The 22,490-nt window shown below is 63.6% G+C and carries 23 protein-coding genes and 2 pseudogenes; 11 read left to right on the forward strand and 14 right to left on the reverse strand.

What is annotated here, in order from left to right:
• Positions 1–87 precede the first annotated feature (87 nt).
• From ACSQ3I_RS26735 to ACSQ3I_RS26745, 3 genes are read right to left on the reverse strand one after another with little or no spacing between them, the layout of a single operon-like run.
• On the reverse strand, positions 88–1,452 hold the full coding sequence (locus ACSQ3I_RS26735) for a sensor histidine kinase (RefSeq protein WP_436004007.1): 1,365 nt from the start codon (positions 1,450–1,452) through the stop codon (positions 88–90).
• A complete protein-coding gene (locus ACSQ3I_RS26740; protein ID WP_436004048.1) occupies positions 1,449–2,108 on the reverse strand; it encodes a response regulator transcription factor in 660 nt (219 codons plus the stop codon). The genes ACSQ3I_RS26735 and ACSQ3I_RS26740 overlap by 4 nt, the downstream gene beginning before the upstream one ends.
• Positions 2,108–2,440, reverse strand: a complete 333-nt coding sequence (locus ACSQ3I_RS26745) for a PepSY domain-containing protein (protein ID WP_436004009.1) — start codon at positions 2,438–2,440, stop codon at positions 2,108–2,110. The genes ACSQ3I_RS26740 and ACSQ3I_RS26745 overlap by 1 nt, the downstream gene beginning before the upstream one ends.
• Before the next feature lie 129 nt (positions 2,441–2,569).
• Between ACSQ3I_RS26745 and ACSQ3I_RS26750 the strand changes: the two genes are divergently transcribed.
• From ACSQ3I_RS26750 to ACSQ3I_RS26760, 3 genes are all read left to right on the forward strand, one after another.
• Positions 2,570–2,848 carry a PepSY domain-containing protein gene (locus tag ACSQ3I_RS26750; protein ID WP_436004011.1) on the forward strand — a complete coding sequence of 93 codons (279 nt, stop codon included), beginning with the start codon at positions 2,570–2,572 and terminating at the stop codon, positions 2,846–2,848.
• Positions 2,845–3,399: a cytochrome b/b6 domain-containing protein gene (locus tag ACSQ3I_RS26755; RefSeq protein WP_436004013.1), complete on the forward strand. Its 555-nt coding sequence runs from the start codon at positions 2,845–2,847 to the stop codon at positions 3,397–3,399. The genes ACSQ3I_RS26750 and ACSQ3I_RS26755 overlap by 4 nt, the downstream gene beginning before the upstream one ends.
• A 98-nt stretch (positions 3,400–3,497) precedes the next feature.
• Complete coding sequence (locus tag ACSQ3I_RS26760) at positions 3,498–4,193, forward strand: VIT1/CCC1 transporter family protein (protein ID WP_436004015.1); 696 nt, start codon at positions 3,498–3,500, stop codon at positions 4,191–4,193.
• A gap of 57 nt (positions 4,194–4,250) precedes the next feature.
• Here the strand turns inward: ACSQ3I_RS26760 and ACSQ3I_RS26765 are convergent.
• The 5 genes and pseudogenes from ACSQ3I_RS26765 to ACSQ3I_RS26785 all read right to left on the reverse strand — a co-directional run.
• A pseudogene (locus ACSQ3I_RS26765) lies at positions 4,251–4,641 on the reverse strand (chloride channel protein); the annotation flags it as partial.
• A 146-nt stretch (positions 4,642–4,787) separates the two neighbouring features.
• Entirely contained in the window at positions 4,788–5,576 is a 789-nt protein-coding gene (locus tag ACSQ3I_RS26770) for a sulfite exporter TauE/SafE family protein (RefSeq protein ID WP_436004016.1), read from the reverse strand.
• A gap of 81 nt (positions 5,577–5,657) precedes the next feature.
• On the reverse strand, positions 5,658–6,092 hold the full coding sequence (locus ACSQ3I_RS26775; protein WP_436004018.1) for a DUF6691 family protein: 435 nt from the start codon (positions 6,090–6,092) through the stop codon (positions 5,658–5,660).
• The gene (locus tag ACSQ3I_RS26780; protein WP_436004020.1) at positions 6,092–6,523 is read right to left on the reverse strand and encodes a YeeE/YedE family protein; all 432 of its coding nucleotides are present in this window, start codon (positions 6,521–6,523) and stop codon (positions 6,092–6,094) included. The genes ACSQ3I_RS26775 and ACSQ3I_RS26780 overlap by 1 nt, the downstream gene beginning before the upstream one ends.
• A 4-nt stretch (positions 6,524–6,527) precedes the next feature.
• Complete coding sequence (locus tag ACSQ3I_RS26785; RefSeq protein WP_436004022.1) at positions 6,528–7,466, reverse strand: MBL fold metallo-hydrolase; 939 nt, start codon at positions 7,464–7,466, stop codon at positions 6,528–6,530.
• Between the two features lie 129 nt (positions 7,467–7,595).
• On the opposite strand from ACSQ3I_RS26785, the gene ACSQ3I_RS26790 reads away from it, so the two are divergent.
• Both ACSQ3I_RS26790 and ACSQ3I_RS26795 read left to right on the forward strand, forming a co-directional pair.
• Positions 7,596–8,234 carry a peroxiredoxin gene (locus tag ACSQ3I_RS26790; protein ID WP_436004024.1) on the forward strand — a complete coding sequence of 213 codons (639 nt, stop codon included), beginning with the start codon at positions 7,596–7,598 and terminating at the stop codon, positions 8,232–8,234.
• Complete coding sequence (locus ACSQ3I_RS26795; protein ID WP_436004026.1) at positions 8,231–8,647, forward strand: ArsR/SmtB family transcription factor; 417 nt, start codon at positions 8,231–8,233, stop codon at positions 8,645–8,647. Before ACSQ3I_RS26790 ends, ACSQ3I_RS26795 begins: the two co-directional genes overlap by 4 nt.
• A gap of 131 nt (positions 8,648–8,778) precedes the next feature.
• Here ACSQ3I_RS26795 and ACSQ3I_RS26800 read toward each other — a convergent pair whose 3' ends face one another.
• A complete protein-coding gene (locus ACSQ3I_RS26800) occupies positions 8,779–9,603 on the reverse strand; it encodes a universal stress protein (RefSeq protein ID WP_436004028.1) in 825 nt (274 codons plus the stop codon).
• A 181-nt stretch (positions 9,604–9,784) separates the two neighbouring features.
• Here ACSQ3I_RS26800 and ACSQ3I_RS26805 point away from each other — a divergent pair, with 181 nt between their 5' ends.
• The 3 genes and pseudogenes from ACSQ3I_RS26805 to ACSQ3I_RS26815 all read left to right on the forward strand — a co-directional run bounded on the left by ACSQ3I_RS26805 (position 9,785) and on the right by ACSQ3I_RS26815 (position 11,698).
• The gene (locus ACSQ3I_RS26805; protein WP_436004030.1) at positions 9,785–10,615 is read left to right on the forward strand and encodes a universal stress protein; all 831 of its coding nucleotides are present in this window, start codon (positions 9,785–9,787) and stop codon (positions 10,613–10,615) included.
• A 123-nt stretch (positions 10,616–10,738) separates the two neighbouring features.
• Positions 10,739–11,142 (forward strand): annotated as a pseudogene (locus ACSQ3I_RS26810) (plastocyanin/azurin family copper-binding protein); the annotation flags it as partial.
• A 55-nt stretch (positions 11,143–11,197) separates the two neighbouring features.
• A complete protein-coding gene (locus ACSQ3I_RS26815; protein WP_436004032.1) occupies positions 11,198–11,698 on the forward strand; it encodes a cytochrome b in 501 nt (166 codons plus the stop codon).
• A gap of 44 nt (positions 11,699–11,742) precedes the next feature.
• Here the strand turns inward: ACSQ3I_RS26815 and ACSQ3I_RS26820 are convergent, their stop codons facing one another.
• Positions 11,743–12,996 carry an MgtC/SapB family protein gene (locus ACSQ3I_RS26820; protein ID WP_436004034.1) on the reverse strand — a complete coding sequence of 418 codons (1,254 nt, stop codon included), beginning with the start codon at positions 12,994–12,996 and terminating at the stop codon, positions 11,743–11,745.
• Positions 12,997–13,194: 198 nt separating this feature from the next.
• On the opposite strand from ACSQ3I_RS26820, the gene ACSQ3I_RS26825 reads away from it, so the two are divergent.
• The gene (locus ACSQ3I_RS26825) at positions 13,195–14,994 is read left to right on the forward strand and encodes a heavy metal translocating P-type ATPase (RefSeq protein ID WP_436004036.1); all 1,800 of its coding nucleotides are present in this window, start codon (positions 13,195–13,197) and stop codon (positions 14,992–14,994) included.
• Between the two features lie 28 nt (positions 14,995–15,022).
• Here the strand turns inward: ACSQ3I_RS26825 and ACSQ3I_RS26830 are convergent, their stop codons facing one another.
• From ACSQ3I_RS26830 to ACSQ3I_RS26840, 3 genes are all read right to left on the reverse strand, one after another.
• Positions 15,023–15,490, reverse strand: coding sequence for a pyridoxamine 5'-phosphate oxidase family protein (locus ACSQ3I_RS26830; RefSeq protein ID WP_436004038.1), 468 nt, complete (start codon positions 15,488–15,490; stop codon positions 15,023–15,025).
• A gap of 146 nt (positions 15,491–15,636) precedes the next feature.
• The gene (locus tag ACSQ3I_RS26835; protein ID WP_436004040.1) at positions 15,637–16,818 is read right to left on the reverse strand and encodes an acetate/propionate family kinase; all 1,182 of its coding nucleotides are present in this window, start codon (positions 16,816–16,818) and stop codon (positions 15,637–15,639) included.
• A complete protein-coding gene (locus ACSQ3I_RS26840) occupies positions 16,815–18,215 on the reverse strand; it encodes a bifunctional enoyl-CoA hydratase/phosphate acetyltransferase (RefSeq protein ID WP_436004042.1) in 1,401 nt (466 codons plus the stop codon). The genes ACSQ3I_RS26835 and ACSQ3I_RS26840 overlap by 4 nt, the downstream gene beginning before the upstream one ends.
• 192 nt (positions 18,216–18,407) lie before the next feature.
• Between ACSQ3I_RS26840 and ACSQ3I_RS26845 the strand changes: the two genes are divergently transcribed.
• Complete coding sequence (locus ACSQ3I_RS26845; protein WP_436004050.1) at positions 18,408–20,822, forward strand: phosphoketolase family protein; 2,415 nt, start codon at positions 18,408–18,410, stop codon at positions 20,820–20,822.
• A 55-nt stretch (positions 20,823–20,877) separates the two neighbouring features.
• Positions 20,878–22,236, forward strand: a complete 1,359-nt coding sequence (locus ACSQ3I_RS26850) for an MBL fold metallo-hydrolase RNA specificity domain-containing protein (RefSeq protein ID WP_436004044.1) — start codon at positions 20,878–20,880, stop codon at positions 22,234–22,236.
• Between the two features lie 81 nt (positions 22,237–22,317).
• Here ACSQ3I_RS26850 and ACSQ3I_RS26855 read toward each other — a convergent pair whose 3' ends face one another.
• Positions 22,318–22,440, reverse strand: a complete 123-nt coding sequence (locus tag ACSQ3I_RS26855; RefSeq protein ID WP_436004046.1) for a hypothetical protein — start codon at positions 22,438–22,440, stop codon at positions 22,318–22,320.
• Between the last annotated feature and the right edge of the window lie 50 nt (positions 22,441–22,490).

Below are 22,490 nucleotides of genomic sequence, written 5' to 3' on the forward strand. Positions count from 1 at the left end.
AACGAACCGCGTGTCGTTCCTGTAGGGCAGGATGCAACGCCGAAGCGCGAGAGTCGATGGGGGCGTCCATCTGCGTGACGGTTTGCATCATGTATGAGCGAACAGAAGCTCGGCCTCCAGCCCGCTACCGGCTTCCCGGTTCCGCAGCGCAAAGCCGATGCGATAGACATCGACGATTTCACGAACGATGGAGAGACCGAAGCCCGAGCCGGGTGATGCCGTGTCGAGACGCCAGCCTCGGCGGGTGAGATTGCCGAGTTCCTGCTCCGGCACGCCTGGGCCATCGTCCGAGATTGTGAGATGCAAGCTGGTTTCATCGCGCCACCAGCGGACGTGGATCTCGGCCTTTGCCCATTTGACGGCATTTTCGAGCAGGTTGCCGATGAGTTCGCGAAAGTCGGCTGGGTCCATGGGCACGGTCTCGGTGCTTGGGCCGTCGATCTCGAACCGCAGCCGCTCGCCGGAAGGGGAGCGCTTAAGGATGCGCACGAGCTCGCCAACGATCGTCGCCACGTCGGCGTCCGCGCGCCGCAGTTCCGCGCTGGCGCTGATGCGCGCGAGCGCCAGCTCGCGTTCCACATGGTTGCGCATGACGGAGGCCAGGTGCTCCAGCTCGTCCGCCATGGCCGCATCGCCCTTGTCCCGCAGGGTCAGGGCGTCGTTCGAGAGCACCGTCAGCGGCGTGCGCAGGCCGTGGGCGAGGTCGGCCGCGCGCTTCCTTGCCTTGCCCATCATCGCCTCCTGCGTATCCAGAAGCGCATTGACTGCCGCCACGGTGCTCCGGAATTCGCTGGGATAGGGGCCGGTCAACTGGCTGGCGCGTCGCTCGCGGATGCGCACGATCCCTTCGTTCAATGCTGTCAGCGGCCGCAGCCCTAGAGTGAGCTGCAGGATCGACGCGGCGATGAGGAAAGCGCCGAGCCCGGCGACGGCCGGCAGGATGTCGCGGATGAAGGCAGTCCTGGCCTCCTCCAGCGTGCGCGCATCGATGGCGACCGCGATGCGCAGCGCCCGTTTCTCTTCCGGCGCGGCGACCTGCACCAGCCGCTCGAGGACGATCAGCGAACTTCCCGCCGGGCCGGGCAGCAGGTAGCGATGAACCGCACCCTCGGTGTGCTGGTCGGCGGGTAGGGCAAGGGCTGTGTCGAACAGCGAGAGCGAACGGATGGTCTGCCCCCGCGCATCGTCGACGATCTGCCAGTAGAGCCCGCCATAGGGCGTGGCGAAGCGTTGGTCGAGCGGACTTTCCGGGCGCTGGAGCGCGCCGTCGGCGGCAAAGGACAGCGCGCCGGCCAGCGTATTGATATGACTGGTCAACTCCGCATCGATGCGGCTGCGGATGTTGCTGGAGAAGAGCGAGACCAGCAAGGTGACGGTCAGCGTCAGCGCGAGGCTCACGGTCAACGCGGAAATCAGCAGGAGGCGGCTGCGAATGGAGGCTGGCCATCTCATGCGGCGGCGATCCGGTAGCCGTAGCCGCGGCGCGTCTCGATGAAAGCCTTGCCCAGCTTGCGCCGCAGCCGGCCGATCAGCACCTCCACCGAATTGCTGTCGCGGTCGAAATCCTGGGCATAGAGCTGCTCGGTTAGTTCCTGCTGGCTGACATGGCGCTCGCGGTTCTGGAACAGATGGTGCAGGCAGCGATATTCGAGCGGCGTCAGGTCGATCGGACGGTCCCGGAGCGTCACGGATTTGCTGCGCGGATCGAGATGCAGGTCGCCGGCGCTGAGCACCGGGCTCGGCTCGCCAGCATAGCGGCGCAGGATGGCGCGCAGGCGGGCGAGGACCTCCGCGATCTGGAAGGGCTTGGCGAGGTAGTCGTCCGCCCCGGCATCGATGCCTTCCACGCGCTCTTCCCAGTTGCCGCGCGCCGTCAGGATGAGGACGGGGAAGCGGCGCCCGTCCTTGCGCCAGCGCTTCAGGATCGTCATGCCGTCCATGGAAGGCAGGCCGAGATCGAGGATGGCGGCGGCGAAATCTTCGCTCTCACCGCGATACCAGCCGTCTTCGCCGTCGCGGGCATGGTCCACGACATAGCCCGCCCGCTCCAGATGGGCGATGAGGTCGCGGGCGATCAGCCGGTCGTCTTCGACGAGCAGGATGCGCATCATTCGTTCTCGACTTCGAGGATCGTGCCGCTCGCCGCATCCATCTCGATTTCGACGAGCTGCCCTTCGGGTGACAGGACCTTGAATTTGTAGAGGAAGACTCCATGCTTCCGGCGTGGTTCCACGCGGACGATATCTCCCCGGAAACGCCGGCTGACGATCTCGCGCAACTCGGAAAACGGTTTGATCGTGCCCTTTTCGACCGCCTCCTGAACAGCGTCGAGGGAGCGTCCGTCCGCGTCGTCCCCGTCATCGTCCGCATGGGCGATCGCGCCGGCCGACAGGAGCCCGGCAAGGGAAAGGGCGGCGATGGACATGAGGAGGATACGCATGATCGAAGCGTAGCACGCCGAGGCTGAAATTTTGCTGACATTTCCCGTCAGCCATCGCTCAGCCACGGCTGCCTATGGTGCGTCCAGCGTCGGGGCAGGGTGCTCCGGCCGGCCACAAGGAGAAATTCCATGAAGACAATCCTTCTCGCAACCGCCCTTCTCAGCCTGTTCGCCGCCGGTGCGGCCCGCGCCGAAGATGAGGGCAAGAGCTGCGACGTGCCGAAGGACAAATGGATGACCGAGGATGCCATGAAGGACAAGGCCAAGGCGATGGGCCTCGACGTCCGGCGGATAAAGGTCGAGAACGGCTGCTACGAGGTCTATGCGATCGACGCCAAGGGCGCCAAGGTCGAAACGATCTTCAATCCGCAGACCGGCGAGCCGGTCGGCTCGGAAGGAGCGGAATGATGGCGCCACTCTCCCGAACCAGCGGGGCGGGGGAAAGCGTCAAGGTGTGGGACCCGCTCGTGCGGGTCTTTCACTGGTCGCTGGTCTGCCTCTTCGTTTTTTCCTTCGTCACCGGTGACGAATGGAAGAAGGCCCATATCCTTTCCGGCTATGCCATCGCCGGGCTGATCGCCCTGCGCCTGATCTGGGGGCTGCTCGGGCCGCATCACGCCCGCTTCGCCAACTTCCTCTATGCTCCTACGACGATTCTCGCGTTCCTCCGCGACAGCCTCGCCTTCCGCGCCAAGCGGTATCTCGGCCACAATCCGGCGGGGGGTGCCATGGTCGTCCTGCTGCTTGCTGCGGTGTCGGGCATCGTGACCACCGGCTACATGATGACCACGGATGCCTATTGGGGTGTCGGATGGGTGGAGGATACGCATAAGCTCCTGGTCTATTCGACCATCGGGCTGATTGCCCTGCACATCGCCGGCGTCGTCCTCGCCAGCGTCGAGCACCGGGAAAACCTCGTGCGCGCCATGGTGACGGGAAGAAAGCGCCGCGAAGGTTGATGTGCGGCTGTCTATATGGCATTTATTTAGAATAATTCTAAATACATCGCCTAACGTCATCATGCAACCACAGTCGATCTGCTGAAATCGGAGATGCCATGCGCGCCGTTCACAAGGAAAGCCACCTCATCGAACGTATCGGCTGGCTCCGCGCGGCGGTGCTGGGCGCCAATGACGGGCTGATCTCGACGTCGAGCCTCATCGTCGGTGTCGCGGCGGCGACCGCGGCATCGCAGGAAATCCTCGTCGCCGGTGTCGCCGGTCTGGTAGCAGGTGCGATGTCGATGGCGGCGGGAGAATATGTCTCCGTCAGCTCGCAGGCCGATACGGAACAGGCCGACATGGCGCGCGAGCGCCACGAGCTGGCCACCCAGCCGGAGGCGGAGCTGGCCGAGCTTGCCGCGATCTACGAGCAGCGCGGCGTCTCGCCGGATCTTGCCCGCCAGGTCGCCGAACAAATGATGGCGAAGGACGCCTTCGAAGCCCATGCACGGGACGAACTCGGCCTGTCGAGCCACGTAATGGCGCGGCCTGTCCAAGCGGCGCTGACGTCGGCGGCGACATTCGCGACGGGCGCGGCCCTGCCGCTGGCGGTCGCCCTGCTCGCGCCGGCGGGAACCGCCGTCTGGGCCGTATCCATTGCCTGCCTCATCGGGCTCGCCGTCCTCGGCGCGATCGGCGCGCGTGCCGGCGGCGCCGGCATCTGGAAGCCAACCGTCCGGGTCGTCTTCTGGGGCGCGGTCGCCATGGCGTCGACCGCGGCCATCGGCGCGCTTGTCGGCCGGGCGGTCTGATCATGAAGCGCCTGTCGTTCGACAGGCTGGCGCCCACGTCGCCCTCACGCAGATGGAACGCCAAGTGGCGAAGGAATAGCCGAACACATTCGCTCGATGAAGGGCGAGGTGTTAGCCGAGACCAGCATAAGGGCGGTCGTCGAGAAGTCACGTGATCTCAAGGGCAAGGAATGTCATCGTCGTGGCCCGCCGATGACGGCGACCGCGCGTGAGCTCATGCCAACTACCGCGTAGCCTGCGAGCTCAGGGTGGCGTGTCCAAGATATGGCGCAGCTAACGATAATAGCCTTCCGATCAGAGCACCCATCAAAACTGAAGCAAAGAATAGGCCGCCGCGGAAACCGAAGCTGATCGAGATCGCGGATGTAGCCGCCTTCAGCACGAGCAATTCGAGAAGCGCAAGGTCAGGTACATCGGTTTCCAGGTTCAGGTGCAGGGCACGGTGGCCGTCAGGGAATGCCTTGTGTCATGTGTTTTGCCGACGGTCGAGCATAGCCCGCGGGCCTCAATTCAAGTGCATGTCATCGACAGATTTAGACCTCCGCCGTTGCCTTTCAAAGCTCTTTTGGCCGCAGGTGAGGAAAGTGATGCAGGTCAGATGGCCAACTGCTCGTGGGCTTTTAAGAGAATGTATCCTGCCACGACGAAGATGAGCAGCGCAAAGACAGTGTTGAGTGCGCCCTTTCTGGCTGCGAGTTTGCGCGCGGCAAGGGCGCCCAGCAAGCCGCCGACAATGCCGCCACCGATAAAGACAATGGCGAGTCCCCAGTCAACCAGGCCGGAATAGGCATAGTTAAGGGACGTCGTCAGGCCGAAGGCGGTGACGGCGAGGAGCGAGGAGCCGACGGCGAAGAGGATGGGCATGCCGGTCGCGGCGATAAGGCCAGGCACGATGAGAAAGCCGCCGCCGATACCGAAGAAGCCGGAAAAGGCTCCGGTCAGTCCGCCGATGGCGATCACCTTCGGGGCGTTCTCGCGGGAGCACTGCGCATTGGGGTCACCCTCCGCGCCGCGCCTTTTGAACATAAGCGCACCGACGACGAGCATGAGCAAGGCGAACAGGATCAGCAGGTGCTGCCCATCGATCATCTTGCCGATGGAGGAGCCGACAAACGCGCCGGCGATTCCAGCGAGGCTGTAGAGACTCGCGCAGCGCCATTTGACATTGCCGAAGCGGGCATGCCCGAGAAGGTTGGCAAACGCGTTGACCGCGACTGCGAAGGCGCTGGTGCCGATGGCGAGATGCGGGTTGGGAACGCCGACCATATAGACCATAAGGGGCACGGCGAGAATGGAGCCACCCCCGCCGAACAGGCCGAGGGTAAAGCCGACAAGTCCGCCAGACAGCGCGCCGAGGCCGTATTGAATGGGTTCCAGAAGCATGGCGCACCTTTCGCCGCGCGTTCAGGCGGCCTTGGTTCGGTGTGGTCGAAAAGCGTGCAAAGCGATGACACTGTTTGCGGATTATCGGATCACCGCTGCGGGGCGGCCGAGCGTCAGGCGATAGAGGATCATGCCGGCAAACATGGCTGCGACGAATAGGGCAGCCTCCCAGCGGCCCGTCGTCAGGGCCGCAATGGCAGGGCCGGGGCAAAGGCCGACCAGTCCCCAGCCAAGTCCGAACAGGACCGCGCCGCCGACCAGCGCCCGATCTACGCGGCCATGTTCTGGAACGTAGAATCGGTCGTCGAAGGCCGGCGCATTTCGCCGCTTCCGGATCAGGTAGGCGAAAGAGGAAGGGATCAGCGCGCCACCCATGACAAAAGCGAGCGAGGGGTCCCACTCGCCGGTGATATCAAGGAAGGCGAGGACGCGGGCAGGATTGATCATGTCCGACACGACGAGCCCCGCGCCGAAGAGGAGGCCGCACAGGATCGCAGCAAGGGTTCTGGCGAACATCAGACGATGCCTCCCAAGACATGGCGGACGGCGATAACCGTGAGGGCGGCGACGATCATGAAGGCCGATGTGGCGACCAGCGAGCGTTTCGACAGGCGTGCAAGGCCGCAGACGCCGTGACCGCTCGTGCAGCCGGAGCCGAGGCGCGTGCCGAAGCCGACGAGAAGACCGGCGGCAACGAGCAGCGGCGTCGGCGCGGTGAGGGTGATCTCGGCTTGCCGGAGGAAGGTCGAGGCAAGTGCCGCGCCAGCCAGAATGCCGCCGAGGAAGCCAAGGCCCAGTGTGCTGATGCCGGTGCCCGTGAGGCCGGCGGCCGATGCCGCAAGGCCCGAAATCCCGGCGATGCGGCCGGTCGTCAGCAGATAGAGGCCGGCCGAAAGGCCGATCAGCAGGCCGCCGGAAAGCGGCCAGAGGATGTTGAGGTCGGTCATGGGGTCACAGGACGTTGAGAGGGATCTTGAGATACTGCACGCCGTTGTCTTCGGTGGGCGGAAGCTGGCCGCCGCGCATATTGACCTGCACGGACGGCAGGATCAGCTTCGGCATGGCGAGCGTCGCGTCGCGCGCGGTACGCATCGTGTAGAAGTCGTCCTCGCTCACGCCCTCGCGGACATGGACATTGCCGGTCCGTTCTGCGCCGACTGTGGTCTCCCAGGCGTAGTGATCGCGGCCGGGCGCCTTGTAGTCGTGGCACAGGAACATGCGTGCTTCATCTGGAAGCTTCATCAGGCGCCGGATCGAACGGTAGAGCTGGCGTGCGTCGCCGCCGGGGAAATCGCAGCGCGCTGTACCGTAGTCCGGCATGAACAGCGTGTCGCCGACGAAGACGGCATCGCCGATTACATAGGCCAGACAGGCGGGGGTGTGGCCAGGGACGTGCAGCACCGCTGCCTCTAGACTGCCGATCGAAAAGCGGTCGCCGTCGTTGAAAAGCTGGTCGAATTGGCTGCCGTCCCGCTGGAATTCGGTGCCGGCGTTGAAGATCTTTCCGAAGACCTGCTGCACGCGGACGATTTCGCGCCCGATGGCAAGTTGGCCGCCGAGCTCGGTCTGCAGCAGCGGCGCAGCGGAAAGGTGATCTGCATGGGCGTGGGTCTCGAGCAGCCAGTGCACTTCGAGACTTTCGGATTTTATGTAATCGATGAGCGCCTGGGCGGAAGCGCTCGTGGTACGGCCCGAGGCCGGATCGTAGTCGAGCACGCTGTCGATGATGGCGCAAGCATTGGACTGCGGATCGCGCACGACATGGCTGATCGTGTAGGTCTGCTCATCGAAGAACGATTTTATGACAGGGCGTTTTGTCGGATTCGCGAGGCCCGCTGCGACGATGGTGCGGGCGTGATCGAGGGGGAGATCTGAAACGGTGCTTGGCATGGCTCGGGTTCTCCGTGGAGAGTGATTAATAGATATATATTTACTGTAATTATGCAAGTATGTATTTTGTGGAAATCGAAACCGGCAGCCGTTATCACGGACGCCCGGCCTGCACTCAGGAATGCGATCATGACGGAAACCAGCACCCACTCAGCCCGCCCGCCGCGTATCGACGAGGCTGCGCCCGGATTCGCCGCGCGGTCCACGGCAGGTCCCATCACCCTGTCGGCCTTCCGCGGGCGCTGGCTGGTGTTCTTCTCGCACCCAGCGGACTTTACGCCGGTCTGCACCAGCGAATTCATTGCACTCGCGCGCGCGACGCCGGAGTTCGAGAAGCTCGACTGCGCTCTGCTCGGGCTTTCCGTGGATAGCCTCTATTCCCACATCGCCTGGCTACGAGACATCGAGACGCGCTTCGGCGTGAAGGTCACCTTCCCGCTCGTGGAGGACAGCGCGATGGTGATCGCGCAGGCCTACGGCATGATCGACGGGACCGCGCAAAGCAGCGCGACCGTCAGGGCAACCTATGTCATCGACCCGGACGGCATCGTGCGCGCGATCGTCTGGTATCCGATGAATGTCGGGCGCTCGGTCGATGAGCTTCTGCGCCTCGTTGCGGCCCTTCAAACGGCAGAGCGCGAGGACGCCTCGACGCCCGAAGGGTGGCGACCAGGCGAGGCTCTTCTTGAGCAGGTACCCCTTGCCAACGAGGACGATGGCGCTCTGCGTGAGGGAGAAGCCTGGTATTATCGGGAGAAGCGGGCATGAGTGGGGGAGCGAGCGTTTCGCTGGAAACGATGATCGCCAAGGCGCCGGAAGCGGCAGATTTCATGCGCCAGTTCAGCAACGCCAATCGTCTCATGCTGCTATGTCAGATCGCACGCGAGGAAAGCTCGGTCAGTGACATTCAAGAGGCGCTTGGCATCAAGCAGCCGGCGCTGTCACAGCAATTGGCGGAGCTTCGGCAGGCCGGCCTTGTCAAGACACGCCGAGAATCGCGTCAGATCTACTATTCCATCGCCGATGGCCGTGCTGAGGCGGTTATGGGATTGCTGTTTGAGCTATTCTGCGGCAGTGGGGCTCCCTCATCCGCCGGGCTCGCGGAACAGCGAGACGGCGCGCCTGCCCCGGATGTGCGCGGAGATGCGGCTCATTTCGCCCGCATTGTTATTTCGGAATAGCTTGTTGGGTTGTCGAGGTGTCTGTTTGACCCAGACCGGGTCGCATGGCGGCGGGTTGAGGCGTGGACCCAGGCGGCCTTCTTCATGTGATCGGGAGTGGTACGGCAACAGGCTGGTTCGGTCCATGCCTTTTAGCTCGACATGAATCGATTCCGGCCGCTTTCATCGAGAAGAAATCGAGTGATCCCGCCAAATACCCACTCTCTCAGGCGACTATGCCCATATGCGCCCGACACTATGAGATCTGCCCCACTCTGGTCGACAAACTGCAGTAGACCGATCGTCTCATCCGCACTTTTGGAGATATGGGATCTGGCTCTCACGTTATGGCGGGCGAGGTACGAGACAACGTCTGCATTGCTCTTTCGCAGCGAAGCGTCGGGGTCGGAGCTGACCGAAACGACGATCACGTCCTGGGCCAAGGACAGCAAAGGAATGGCATCGGCCACGGCACGCCGCGCCTCGCGTGTGTCCTTCCAGCAGACCACGATCTTGCCTGACGCTATCGGTTCTGCGGCGCGGCGCGCTACCAGCACAGGACGGCCGGCGCGCAATGTGACATCGGCCGGGTCAGCATTTCTATATGAATCCCCTGAATGCGCGCCTTCTACTGCAGTCATGAAAATCAGGTCGGCAGCGCGGGCAGCTTCAACAATTGCCTCGGTGGGCGCGCTCATCTCCGCACGCCATTCGAGTTCGACCCTACCGGCCGCCGCGGCACGAAACTCTTGATGGACCTGCTCCATGCGATCTTCAAGGTCCTTGTAAATCCGCTGTATCGCGCTGGTTGCCGCATAGCTGGCCGCTTGCATGGCAAGGGGAGAAACAAGGGGCTGGGCAGCACACAGACCAATCAGCCGCGCACCCACCTGCGATGCCAGATTGACTGCAGCATTTGTGATCGGCTTGACTGGTCGATCGATGTCTAGGGTCACTAGGATGGTACGATAGTTCACGGCTCTCGCCTCCGCCGACAGTAGGAATATCATAAGACTAACGTCGAGCGCGCCCCGCGCGTTGACCCCGGTCAAGTGGGGCCGGCTCGGAATTCTCTTTTGACGCAGATCATCGCAGCACGAAGGCGCCGGGAGCAATCTCTCCTTCATCGCAAGACCATTCTGGTGAAGGAGCTCAGAAATGTCGTTCAGGACCATACTCTCGCTCATCGGCACGACACATACCGAGGCAGATATCGACAAGGCCGTAACGCTGACGGCAGAAATCGACGCACATCTCTCCGTCATGGCGCTGAGAACGGCGATAACGCCGTTCGGGGCCGACTACCCGGCTGCGGCCGCTTGGCTGAACGAGCGCCAAAGGGAAATCGACGAGGTAGTCGATGTTCGACGCATTGCTGATGAGCGCTGCAGGAAAGCTGGCGTATCGTTCGATGTCGACCATATCTACGACGATCGCTTCATTATCGAGAGCAACATCGGCACGCGGGCAATGTATGCGGACGTGGTCGTCGCCGGTGAAGGTGTCCGCTCAGACACCGAGCTTCGCAAGGCTGCGATCGGGGCGACGGCGTTCAATGCCGGTACGCCTCTGCTCTTGGTGCCGAAAACAGGCCGCGCCACCCTGAAGCCGAAAAACGTCCTTCTGGCGTGGAATTCGCGTCCCCAAGCAGCCAGCGCCGCAAAGGCGGCTATCGAGATGCTGAAAGGCGCCGATACTGTCCGCCTCGTCGTCATCGATCCGGATTCGTCTTACTTCGAGAATGGTGGAGAGCCGGGTGCTGACATGGCGGCCTTCCTGTCGCGTCACGGTGCAAAGGTCGTGGTTGAGCAGATCGCGAGCGGCCAAAGACCGACTGAGGACGTGATCCGCCAACATGCGCTCGAACTCGGCTGCGACATGATCGTCATGGGGGCCTATGGCCATTCACGTCTGCGCGAGCGCGTTTTCGGGGGTGTCACAGTTTCAATCCTGGAGATATGCAACGTGCCAGTCTTCATGGTGCGGTAAGAGACGGAGCGTCCCAATGCTTATATCGCAACGGGACGCTCATCCTGATCTCCCTGGCGTTTCTCGTTCAGCCATCTGTCAGCATGCAGACCTATTCCCCGATGGAGTTCCAGCCAAGCCGACATGAACATCCGTCGCAATATCCTCACGGCGCTCGCCATCGTCACAGTCACCTCGCCCCCATGGGTAGCGAACACCGTCAAGGTCATCGAAAGTGGCGAAGGCGGCGGTCCGATGACGTTCACGCTCGACCGCTCCACGATAAAGCCGGAGAAACGACGTTCGTGGTGCACAACGACGCGATGACCGAGGAGCACGAAATGGTTCTGGTCAAGCTGAAGTCGGCCGATCAGAAGATCGATGTGATTGCCTCCAAACATCGGGTGGATGAGAAGCAGTTGAAAAGTCTCGGCGAAGTATCAGACCTGAAGCCCGGTATGGACAGGCAGCTGAAGGCGAAACTTGCGCCCGGTTACTATCTCCTTCTCTGCAACATCAAGGGTCACTACGAGGCGGGAATGCACGCACGAAGTAACCGCATCCTCCTGGATGCCATCACACGAAAGAAGGCGAACCACGTCCATGGCTACGACCCCATTGCTCTCGTTTTCCCTTCCGCAGCGAGTCTTGCACTGGCTCACAGTGGGGCTCGTCTTCTTCAATCTTCTATTCCCTGATGGCATGAATGCGTGGAACCGGAGCATGAAACAAACCGGTGCGGCGAGCGCCGAACAGATGGCGAGCGCCAACATCCATGCCTATGCCGGCATCGCGATTCTCGTTCTCGTGGCGGCTCGCCTTTTGCTCCGGCAGATCCAGGGCGTGCCGACTGCGCCATCTGAGGAGCCACAGATGTTCAAGTTGGTTGCGAAGGTTTCCGAATGGACCCTTTACCTTCTTCTTATCGCAATGCCGGTTACTGGCGCCGCTGCCTACTACCTCGGGTACGAGGGCGCAGGCGACCTCCATGCCGATGTTCTCAAGACCGTTCTGTGGGCTGTTGTCGGCCTTCATGTCCTCGGCGCGCTGGCGCATCAGTTCTATTGGAAGACAAATGTGCTTCGTCGGATGACGATTGGCTGATTATCTCTTCCTGTGCTCGGCGGCCACGCCGCCGAGCACGCTTGTCACATACCGGCGATGATGGTGTGAACGGCAAACGCTGCCGCGCCGGCGGTGATTGTGAGGGCGGCAAACGTTTTGCTGAAGGTCGATGGTCCGAGGACGGTTGCGATGCCTGCACGGCATAGGGCATTCGTTGCCATGGCGATAAGGATTGCCTCTCCAACCACGTCGATCGGCATGGCGTTCCGACCCACTTGCAGAACAGCCAGCACGGCGACATCGACATCGACCGTGCCTGTCAATGCGCTTGTGGCCAAAAGACCGGAGCTACCGAAGCGCGAGACGAGAACAGCGCTTGCAATGGCGGCTGCCGCGAAAATCGTCGCGAAGATCACGAGCGGACCGATCTCGAAGGGATTGCTGGCCGGTACGTCAGCGAACGGTTTGTCCTGCTGCCGGTAGATTATCGTGAGCCCAGAACCGGCGAATACGACTGCTGCTGTTGCGGCGGCCGGGCCGACGGCAATGATCGCTGCCGGGTCGATCAGGAGGACCAGCCCCATCACGCGCAGGATGGACACCGCTGCGCCGAGGGCCGCAGCGCCGGCCAACGGAAGCGGATCGGCAGAGCGTTTTGCGGTTCGCGCGAGAACCATGGTGACGGCGGTGGACGAGACGAGGGAGCCGGCAATCGCACTCAGCACGAAGCCCTTCCTCGCTCCGAAGATTCTGACGGCGATGTAGCCGAGGAACGAGAGGCTTGCGGTCAGAACTGTGAAGAACCAAACCTTCCAAGGATTAAGCACTCCCCACGGGTCGACGGTTTCGTTCGGCAGGATCGGCAGGACCACCGCCGTCATGACGGCAAGCATCAACGCAGAGCGCAGTTCCATCCAGGTCAGGCGCTTCAGGAAGCTATGCAGGACGTTTCGACTTGCAAGCGTGGCTGCAAGGGCTGCGCCGCCCGCTGCCGCTGCTTGCGCATCGCCGGTGACCGCCATGCCGCCGAGCGCCAGAACGCCTAGGCCCGCCATGACGGTGGTGACACTATAATCGGAATCCGAACGCGCCTCGCGCAGCTTGAACACGCCTAGCGTGACGGCGAAGCTCAGGAAACCGATTGCAAACACCATCGGAGAGTTGAGGATTTGAGCGAGGACCGCCAGCACGCCGCCAAGAAGTCCCGATATCCCGAACGTGCGCATGCCGGCGGTTCTGCTGCCCTCGGGCGCCTCCCGCTCCTGCCAGCCACGTTCGAGCCCGACCAAAAGACCAATCGATAGCGCGAGACCCAATCTGGCTATGAGCGTATCCATTTGCAAAACCACCACGAATGAACCAGCCGGCCAAGTCTCGGTGGTCGCTTATTTCATTGTAGAGAAATCCTCGCTCCCGGAATTGATCTTGCGCAAGGCGAGTGCGCCCGTCGTTGGGCTTACTCTCTTCGCATTCTGCCGATAGGAGTAGGGAACGTGTCACAAGTGGACAAAGGCCTTTGGCAACGACATTCGAGCGTGATCCTGGTCGCTATTGCCGCTGGCGGGTTGGTGATCGGCTTGGTCTTGTCGTGGCAAGCCGCTCGCTACTCTCATTTTGTCTGGGGTGCGGCGACGCTGGCCGTCCTTACCAGTTTGCTTCTCCAGGTTTTCAGTGCATTGCGCCGGGGCGATGTCGGGCTCGATATCGTTGCGGCGCTTTCCATGTCTGCGGCGATCGCGTTCGGCGAGCCGCTTGCCGGAAACGTCGTCGGCTTGATGTACGCGGGCGGCCAGTTGCTGGAATCTTTTGCGGAAGGGCGCGCGCGTCGGGAGATGACGGCTCTGATGGGGCGCGTCTCGCATTTTGCGATGCGCCACGGCGCTTCCGGGCTCGAAGAAGTCGCGATCTCCCAGATCCAGTCAGGCGACCGGCTGCTGATCCGACAGGGCGAGGTGCTGCCGGTGGACGGCATCGTTTCCGGCAACGGCGCCGCACTGGACATGGCGGCCTTGACGGGAGAGCCCCTGCCGCAGCCCGCTCCCCCTGGAACCGAAGCGCTCAGCGGCTCGACCTGCGTGGGCGCGGCCTTCGATCTTGTCGCCAACCGGACGGCTGCCGAAAGCACCTATGCCGGGATCGTCCGGCTGGTCGAGACAGCGCAGGCAAGCAGGGCGCCCATGGTCCGCATGGCCGACCGTTTCGCGATGGGCTTCCTGGTCCTGACCCTTATCATCGCGGGCGCCGCCTGGTATTTTTCGCAGGAACCGATCCGTGCGCTCGCCGTCCTTGTCGTCGCAACGCCCTGTCCGCTGATCCTTGCGGTTCCCGTCGCCATCATTTCCGGCATGTCGAAGGCGGCGGGCATCGGCGTTCTCGTGAAGAACGGCGGCATGCTCGAAATGCTGGCGCGGGTGCAGACGGCGGTTCTCGACAAAACCGGCACACTCACCCATGGCCAGGCAGCGGTGGTCGATATCAGGACGACATCGCCCTTTAGGGCGGAAGCCGTGCTGGAGGCGGCCGCAAGCCTCGATCAGGCTTCCGGCCATGTCGTCGCCTCTGCGCTGATCCGCGCGGCAACGGAAAGGGGCCTGTCTCTTTCGAAGCCGGAGGGTGTGCGGGAGGTGCCCGGCACCGGCATCGAAGGCTATGTCGACGGCCGGCGGATTGTTGTTGGCGGGAGTGGCTTCGTGCAGCGCACGTCCGGTTGCGAAGATCCGCATGGCTTGATCTCGCCGGAGATGCGGGCGTCTATGACCGTGGCTGTCGCCATCGATGGAGTGCTTGCGGGCATGATCGTTCTCAAGGATCGGGTCCGCATGGATGCGCTGCCGGTTCTGGACGATCTCCGTGCGGCCGGTATCCGCAAGCTCGTTCTGGCGTCCGGCGATCGCACGGAGATCACGCAGTCCGTGGGCAAGGCGCTTGGCATGGACAGCGTCCTCGGCGATCTGACGCCGGAAGCCAAGGTCGATGCGGTCAGAAGGGAGACCGGCAATGGCCCGGTCATGATGGTCGGCGATGGCGTCAACGATGCGCCTGCGCTCGCGGCGGCCGATATCGGTGTCGCCATGGGCGCGCGCGGTACTGCTTCGTCGTCGGAGGTCGCCGGTGTCGTGCTTCTTGTCGACGAGCTTGCGCCGCTCGCCAAGGCGATCGCCATTGCGCGCCGAAGCCGCCGGATCGCACTGCAGAGCGTATCGGTGGGGCTTACGCTCTCGGTCGGGGCGATGGTCGCGGCGGCATTCGGATATCTCCAGCCGGTCGAAGGTGCGATCCTTCAGGAGGCGATCGACGTGGCCGTTATCCTCAATGCGCTCAGGGCCCTTCGTTGATGAGAGGCCGAGATATCCGCTGGGCTTCTCATTGTGACGCGTTGCCTGTTTCGCTCACGGCTTCGCGCCCGCTCATTGTGAGGATTTCGAGTTCAAAGAAGACGTGAGGTGACTTGGCGGCAACGGGTTGTGGCTGGGGTTTTAGTGCGCCTGGCTCCCACCAGTCGAAGTCCCTTGCGAGGAGCGCCCAGGCTTTCAGGCGCTCCTCGTGCAGTTCTGCGGTATCGGGAAGCTCGTGGAACAGGGCGTCAACGATGACGCTCTTCCATTGATGCCGCGTTTCCAAAGCGTCGATGAGCAAGCATACGCGAGGATTGACGTGAAGGATGTCGAGCTTCTTGCCCGGCATCGAGAATACAAAAAGCCGGCTTGCCGAATAGGCATAGCAGATCGGGACGATGTAGGGAGTGTTGCCTTCAGCGCAAGCCAGTCGCGCCAGCCGCTGGGCCGCGACGGTTGCGGTGCATTTCTTCTGCGTCATTTCGCGGATCATCATCGGGAATTCCTCCTTCGATCCGTGCGCGAACCCGTGTCACTTTCGTCCTCTTCGGCTCCCGACACATTGACGCAAGGCAAATGAACGGACGCCCTAGCCTTTCTGCGGGATCGACAGGGCACTACAACGGCGGCCGGCGGCGGCGGTCATTTCCCTGCGCCCTCCAGCAGCGAGACGGTTTCCTCGGCGATTACCTGTTCCTCGTTGGTGGGGATGACGAAGGCGGCCGTGCGGCTTTCCGCTGTGCTGATGAGCATCGCGTTCGCAGCATTGGCGACGGGGTCGAGGTCGAGGCCGAGCCAGCCCAGCCGTTCGCAGATGCCGGCCCGCACCGCCGGCTGGTTCTCGCCGACGCCGGCCGTGAAGACGATGGCGTCGAGACCGCCGAGCGTGGTGGCCAGTCGCGCGACTTCGCCGGCGATGCGCAAGGTGAAGAGATCGATCGCCTCCTTCGCTTCCGGCGCTGCGCTTTCCAGAAGGTCGCGGCTGTCGGCGCTGATGCCGGAAATCCCGAGGAGCCCGGATTCGTGGTAGAGGAGGTCTTCTACCTCGTGCAGCGCCAGTCCCTCCTGCCCGAGGAGATGCAGCACCACGCCCGGGTCGAGCGCGCCGCAACGCGTCGCCATGGGAATGCCGTCGAGGGTCGAAAAGCCCATGCTGGTGTCGCGGCTGATCCCCTTGGCGAGGCCGCACAGGCTTGCCCCACTGCCGAGATGGGCGACGACGATCCTGCCGCTGGCCTTTTCCGGCGCAAGGCGGGCGAGTTCGCCGGCTATATATTTGTAGGAGAGGCCGTGGAAGCCATATCGCTTGATGCCCCGGTCATGGAGGGCGCGCGGGATGGCGAAGCGGCGCACCAGCGCGTCGTTCGTGCGGTGGAAGGCGGTGTCGAAGGAGGCGACCTGCGGCAGGTCCGGCAGCACGTTGCCGATCGCGCGGATGAGGCGCAGGCTCTGCGGCTGGTGGAGCGGAGCGAGCACCGTCAGCGCCTCGATGGCTGCGATGCTTTCCCCGTCGAGGCAAGCAGGCCCGGCGAAGCGGTCGCCGCCATGCACGACGCGATGCCCGACGGCTGCGACCTCGCCAAGATCGAAATGGCGGCCGAGGACGGCGACGGTCTCCGACAGGATGCCGCTCAGGTCCGCGTCCGGCCGGGCGTCCAGCGTGGCCTCGATCCGCTGCTCTCCCTCGCTCATCCGGAAGGTCAGCGGGTCGTGGCGGAAATCGGTCACGCCCCGGGCGATCCGGATGGGCGCGCCCGAGCGAAGCACAAACAGGCCGATCTTCACGGTGGAGGAGCCGGCATTGAAGGTCAGCAGGGTCTTCATCCAGGCAATCCCTCCATCGGATGGGGCGCGGCGACCATCTTGGCGAGCGCCGCCGAGGCGATGCGGGCCGAGAGCGGATCGGCACGGCTCGTCAGCACGATGGGGACACGCGCACCGAGCACGAGGCCGGCGGCCGTCGCGCCGGCGAAGTAGATGAGCTGCTTGGCCAGCATGTTGCCGGCTTCGAGATCCGGCACGAGCAGGATGTCGGCCTCGCCCGCGACGGGGGAGACGATGCCCTTGGTGCGGGCGGCATCCACGCTGATGGCATTGTCGAAGGCGAGCGGTCCGTCGACGCTCGCGCCTGTGATCTGCCCGCGCGCGGACATCACGGTCAGCGCTGCGGCATCGAGCGTCGCCGGCATCTTGGGGTTCACGGTCTCCACGGCGGCGAGCACCGCCACCTTCGGCTTTTCCATGCCGAGCCGGCACAGGAGATCGACTGCGTTCTGGCAGATGTCCCGTTTGTGCTCCAGCGTCGGCTGGATGTTGATCGCCGCGTCGGTGACGATGAGCGGCTTGTCGTAGGCCGGGATGTCCATGGCATAGACATGGCTGATGCGCCGCTCTGTGCGAAGGCCGGACGCGGTCGCGACGACGGCGCCGAGAAGCTCGTCCGTATGAAGGCTGCCCTTGACCAGTACCGAAACGCTGCCGGAGACGGCAAGCTCGACGGCGCGGTCTGCCGCGGCGTGGCTGTGCGCGACGGGAACGATCTCGATACCGTCGAGCGAGACCTGCGCGGCCTCGGCGGCGGCGCGGATCTTGGCCTCAGGCCCCACGAGGATCGGTTCCAGCAGGCCGCCCTCGCGCGCTTCCAGCGCGCCGGTGATGGCGGCTGCCGAACAGGGATGCACGACGGCGGCGCGGATTGCCGGAAGGTCGCGCGCCCGCTTCACGAAGGCCTCGTAGCGGTCGTGCCGTCTGAGTGAAATGTCGGGGAGCGGCGTGCGAGGCCACTCGATAGGCGCGTTCGGTGCGATCACCGTTGCCATTCCCTTCAACACCACGTCGCCCGCTCTGTTGGTGCAGACGGTGTCGAGCAGGACGATGCGCTTTTGCGGCTGCTTCTCCTTCACCGTGACGGTAGCGGTGATCGTGTCGCCGGGGGCGACGGGCTTGAGGAAATGCAGTTCCTGGCCGAGATAGATCGTGCCCGGCCCCGGCAGCCGCGTGCCGAGCACGGCGGAAACCAGGGCGGCCGTCCACATGCCATGGGCGACGACATGGCCGAAGAGGCCAGTCTTCGCGAAGGCGGCGTCGAGATGAGCCGGGTTCTCGTCGCCGGAGACGGCGGCGAACAGGTCTATGTCGTCATGGCCGACGAGCCGGACGATCGAGGCGGTATCGCCAGGCTGAATCTGGTCGAAAGTCTTGTTACGCAGAAAGTCATTCATCGGTCCGTCACCTTTGCGTCACCCTATACAGGGCAGTCTCACCCTCCGTTGACGCAGATCAAGTTTCATTGCGCGAAGCCACTTAGAATGAGACCCTGTTGAAACGGGTCTACCAGACCGAGTTTGCCGGAAAATCCTTCGCGGCAGACCTCGAGCCGTCGCGAGCAGCGTCGCGTTTTTCGGAGCAAACCGATCGGCATGAGCGTTGAAGCCGCAAAACAGGCGGCACGGAGAGAAGATATGGCGAACGATCCTGATACCGGAGACCTCGCGCTGATCGACCGCTACTGGCGGGCGGCCAACTATCTTTCGGTCGGCCAGATCTACCTGATGGACAATCCGCTGCTCCGCGAGCCTTTGAAGGCGGAGCATGTGAAGCCGCGCCTTCTCGGCCACTGGGGCACGACGCCGGGCCTCAACTTCATCTATGCCCATCTCAACCGCATCATCCGGGCGCGCGACGCCGATGTCCTCTATATCTGCGGCCCCGGCCACGGCGGGCCGGGCATGGTGGCCAATACCTATCTGGAAGGCACCTATTCGCAGGTCTATCCCGAAATTGGCGAGGATGAGGCGGGGCTGAAGGCGCTGTTTCGGCAATTTTCCTTTCCCGGCGGCATCCCGAGCCACGCGGCCCCCGAAACGCCCGGCTCCATCCATGAGGGCGGCGAACTCGGCTATGCGCTGGTGCATGCCTATGGCGCGGCCTTCGACAATCCGGACCTCGTCGTCGCCTGCGTGGTGGGGGATGGCGAGGCCGAGACCGGCCCGCTCGCCGCCGCCTGGCATTCCAACAAGTTCCTCAGCCCCGTCAGCGACGGCACGGTGCTGCCGATCCTCCATCTCAACGGCTACAAGATCGCCAACCCGACCGTGCTGGCGCGCCTGCCGGACGAGGAGCTGGCCCATCTCTTCACCGGCTACGGCTACGACCCGATCTTCGTGGAGGGGCATGAGCCGCAGGCGATGCACAGGGCCATGGCGGCCGCGCTCGACGCCGCCTTCGACCGCATCGCGGCCATCCGCGCCGCGGCGAAGGACGAGCCCGCCCGCCGGCCGCGGTGGCCGATGATCGTGCTGCGCAGCCCCAAGGGCTGGACGGGGCCGAAGGAGGTGGACGGCAAGATGGTGGAAAACCATTGGCGCTCCCATCAGGTGCCCGTCTCCGAGTGCCGCACCAACGCCGTCCACCGCGACATCCTCGAAGCCTGGATGCGCAGCTACGATCCCGAAGACCTCTTCGATGCGGATGGCCGCCTGAAGCCGGAGTTGCGGGCGCTGGCACCCACGGGCGCGCGCCGCATGGGCGCCAGTCCGCACGCCAATGGCGGCGTCCTTCGCAAGGAGCTGCGCACGCCTGACATCGCTGCCTATGCGGTCTCGGTGGAGCGGCCCGGCGCGGCCGAGGCGCAGGCAACGAAGGTGCTTGGCGATTACCTGCGCGACGTAATCCGGCTGAACGCGGCGGAGCGCAACTTCCGCATCTTCGGGCCGGACGAGACGGCCTCGAACCGGCTCGGCAGCGTCTTCGAGGCGACGGATCGCGTGTGGATGGCCGAGACGCTGCCGACGGACGATCATCTGGCGCCGGAAGGCCGTGTCATGGAAGTGCTCAGCGAACATCTGTGCCAAGGCTGGCTGGAGGGCTACCTGCTCACCGGCCGGCACGGCTTCTTTTCCTGCTACGAGGCCTTCATCCACATCGTCGACTCGATGTTCAACCAGCATGCAAAATGGCTGAAGGTGGCGCGCGAGCTGCCCTGGCGCAAGCCGGTTTCCTCGCTCAACTATCTGCTCACCTCCCACGTCTGGCGGCAGGACCACAACGGCTTTTCCCATCAGGATCCCGGTTTCATCGATCTCGTCGCCAACAAGGGATCGGACATCGTGCGCGTCTACCTGCCGCCGGACGCCAACACGTTGCTATGGGTCGGCGACCATTGCCTGAGGACCTGGAACCGCATCAACGTCATCGTGGCCGGCAAGCAGCCGGCGCCGCAATGGCTGACGATGGACGAGGCAGCCTCCCATTGCGAGACCGGACTTGGCATCTGGGACTGGGCGGGCACGGAGGAGGGGCTTGGGCCCGATATCGTGATGGCCTGCGCGGGCGACGTACCTACCCTGGAGACACTCGCCGCCGTCGATCTCCTGCGGCGGGTGCTGCCGCACTTGCGCATCCGTGTCGTCAACGTCGTGGACCTGATGGCATTGCAGTCGCCGCAGCATCATCCGCACGGTGTTTCGGACGAGGATTTCGACCGGATTTTTACCCGAGACCGGCCGGTCGTGTTCGCCCATCACGGCTATCCGTATCTTATCCATCGGCTGGTCTACAAACGCACCAATCATCCGAATTTCCACGTCAAGGGCTTCGTCGAGGAGGGCACAACGACCACGCCCTTCGATATGGCGGTGATGAACAAACTCGACCGCTTTCACCTCGCCATCGAGGCGATCGAACGCCTGCCAGCTCTTGCCGAAAGGAAACCGGACCTCGTCGCCACGCTTAAGGCGAAGCTCACCGCGCACCATGCCTATGTGCGTGCGCACGGCGAGGACATGCCCGAGATCCGCGACTGGAAATGGCCTTATGCGCGACAATAGACATATCCGGCCCGGCCGCGCCGTGGACAAATGCGGCCTGTGAGGGGAGGGAACCATGCTGTCTCTGAAATCGCTCGGCGGCGCCGGGACCGTCACCGGCTCGAAGCATCTGCTCACCCTCGGGGGACATCGCATCCTGATCGATTGCGGCCTTTTCCAGGGTCTGAAGAACCTGCGAGACCTCAACTGGGCACCCCTGCCGGTTTCGCCCCGCGATATCGACGCGGTGATCCTGACGCATGCGCATCTCGATCATTGCGGATATCTGCCGCGCCTCGTGCGCGAGGGCTACCGTGGCAAGATCTACGCGACGCCGGCCACCCGCGATGTCGCCGAGCTGATCCTCATGGACAGCGGCCATCTGCAGGAAAAGGACGCGGAATTCCTCAACCGGCACAAGCTGTCGCGCCACCAGCCGGCTCTACCCCTCTACGCCGTCCATGACGCGCAGAACGCCGTGGAGCACTTCTCGACCGTTGAATTCGACCAGACCGTGCGGCTTTCCAATGGAGCGTGGTTCCGGTTCCATCGCGCGGGCCATATTCTCGGCGCGGCATGGGTGGAGATGGCCTGGGGTGGGCAGAGGATCGTCTTTTCCGGCGATATCGGCCGCTACGGCGATCCGCTGATGCCGGACCCGGCCCGGCCGGTCGGGGCGGACTATGTCATGATCGAATCCACTTACGGCAACCGCATTCACGACAAGACCGATCCCGAAGATGCCCTGCGGGCGGTCGTGGAGCGCACGATCAAACGTGGCGGGACGCTCGTCGTTCCGGCCTTCGCCGTCGGGCGCGCGCAGGAACTGCTCTATTATTTCTGGAAGCTGAAACAGGCAGGGGTTCTTGGAGACGTCCCCGTGTTCCACGACAGTCCCATGGCCATCGATGCGACCGGCCTCATGGGCCGGCATCCCGGGGAGCACCGGCTTGATCTCGAAAGATGCCGGACGGTGTTCGGCATCGCCCGATACACCGACGACGTCGAGGCCTCGAAGGCGATCAGTTCAAGCCGCGTTCCGAAGATCGTCATTTCCGCCTCCGGCATGGCGACGGGCGGCCGTGTGCTGCATCACCTGAAAGCCTTCGCGCCCGATCCGCGCAATACGATCCTGCTTGCCGGCTTCCAGGCCGCCGGTACGAGGGGCCGCTCGCTTCAAGACGGCGCGAAGGAATTGAAGATCCATGGTGACTGGATCCCGGTCAATGCGGAGGTGGCCCATCTCGATATGCTCTCGGCCCATGCCGATGCCGATGAACTGATGCGTTGGCTTGCGGGTTGCCCGCGTCCGCCGCGCAAGGTCTTCATCGTACATGGCGAGGCCGAAGCCTCGGAAGCCTTGCGCGTGCGCATCGGGCGCGAGCTGGGTTGGGAGAGCGTGATACCGCGCCTCGACCAAGAATTCGCATTGTAAGCCCGGGACCCGTGTTCACGACCATGGTCTGCGTTTTTCGCGTGATGATGATTTCAGTGGCGACGGCCATGCTAGGCGCAATTAGGTCGGCGCGCCGAGAAAGCGAGCTTTGCCTCGACGGAGCCGCGCGGGGAAGTTCACCGAGGGGGTGATGTAGGCAATGGTGGCACCGAAGGTCTGCGTCGGGTGGTCGTCGGTGGACACGGTGGCCTTCCAGCCCACTAAAGTACGTCAAGGGTCTCCTCGTCCTACTC

This window comes from Rhizobium sp. LjRoot30 (assembly GCF_964253915.1).
Lineage (GTDB): Bacteria > Pseudomonadota > Alphaproteobacteria > Rhizobiales > Rhizobiaceae > Metarhizobium.

Bases quoted from the DNA above. Each gene is read 5' to 3' on its own strand.
- ACSQ3I_RS26755 (WP_436004013.1), top strand. From the start codon at position 2,845: ATGATGGCGCCACTCTCCCGAACCAGCGGGGCGGGGGAAAGCGTCAAG.
- ACSQ3I_RS26750 (WP_436004011.1), top strand. From the start codon at position 2,570: ATGAAGACAATCCTTCTCGCAACCGCCCTTCTCAGCCTGTTCGCCGCC.
- ACSQ3I_RS26740 (WP_436004048.1), bottom strand. From the start codon at position 2,108: ATGCGCATCCTGCTCGTCGAAGACGACCGGCTGATCGCCCGCGACCTC.
- ACSQ3I_RS26820 (WP_436004034.1), bottom strand. From the start codon at position 12,996: ATGGATACGCTCATAGCCAGATTGGGTCTCGCGCTATCGATTGGTCTT.
- ACSQ3I_RS26775 (WP_436004018.1), bottom strand. From the start codon at position 6,092: ATGTTCGCCAGAACCCTTGCTGCGATCCTGTGCGGCCTCCTCTTCGGC.
- ACSQ3I_RS26830 (WP_436004038.1), bottom strand. From the start codon at position 15,490: ATGATGATCCGCGAAATGACGCAGAAGAAATGCACCGCAACCGTCGCG.
- ACSQ3I_RS26805 (WP_436004030.1), top strand. From the start codon at position 9,785: ATGTCGTTCAGGACCATACTCTCGCTCATCGGCACGACACATACCGAG.
- ACSQ3I_RS26790 (WP_436004024.1), top strand. From the start codon at position 7,596: ATGACGGAAACCAGCACCCACTCAGCCCGCCCGCCGCGTATCGACGAG.
- ACSQ3I_RS26760 (WP_436004015.1), top strand. From the start codon at position 3,498: ATGCGCGCCGTTCACAAGGAAAGCCACCTCATCGAACGTATCGGCTGG.
- ACSQ3I_RS26840 (WP_436004042.1), bottom strand. From the start codon at position 18,215: ATGAATGACTTTCTGCGTAACAAGACTTTCGACCAGATTCAGCCTGGC.
- ACSQ3I_RS26735 (WP_436004007.1), bottom strand. From the start codon at position 1,452: ATGAGATGGCCAGCCTCCATTCGCAGCCGCCTCCTGCTGATTTCCGCG.
- ACSQ3I_RS26780 (WP_436004020.1), bottom strand. From the start codon at position 6,523: ATGACCGACCTCAACATCCTCTGGCCGCTTTCCGGCGGCCTGCTGATC.
- ACSQ3I_RS26745 (WP_436004009.1), bottom strand. From the start codon at position 2,440: ATGCGTATCCTCCTCATGTCCATCGCCGCCCTTTCCCTTGCCGGGCTC.
- ACSQ3I_RS26785 (WP_436004022.1), bottom strand. From the start codon at position 7,466: ATGCCAAGCACCGTTTCAGATCTCCCCCTCGATCACGCCCGCACCATC.
- ACSQ3I_RS26795 (WP_436004026.1), top strand. From the start codon at position 8,231: ATGAGTGGGGGAGCGAGCGTTTCGCTGGAAACGATGATCGCCAAGGCG.
- ACSQ3I_RS26850 (WP_436004044.1), top strand. From the start codon at position 20,878: ATGCTGTCTCTGAAATCGCTCGGCGGCGCCGGGACCGTCACCGGCTCG.
- ACSQ3I_RS26815 (WP_436004032.1), top strand. From the start codon at position 11,198: ATGGCTACGACCCCATTGCTCTCGTTTTCCCTTCCGCAGCGAGTCTTG.
- ACSQ3I_RS26770 (WP_436004016.1), bottom strand. From the start codon at position 5,576: ATGCTTCTGGAACCCATTCAATACGGCCTCGGCGCGCTGTCTGGCGGA.
- ACSQ3I_RS26835 (WP_436004040.1), bottom strand. From the start codon at position 16,818: ATGAAGACCCTGCTGACCTTCAATGCCGGCTCCTCCACCGTGAAGATC.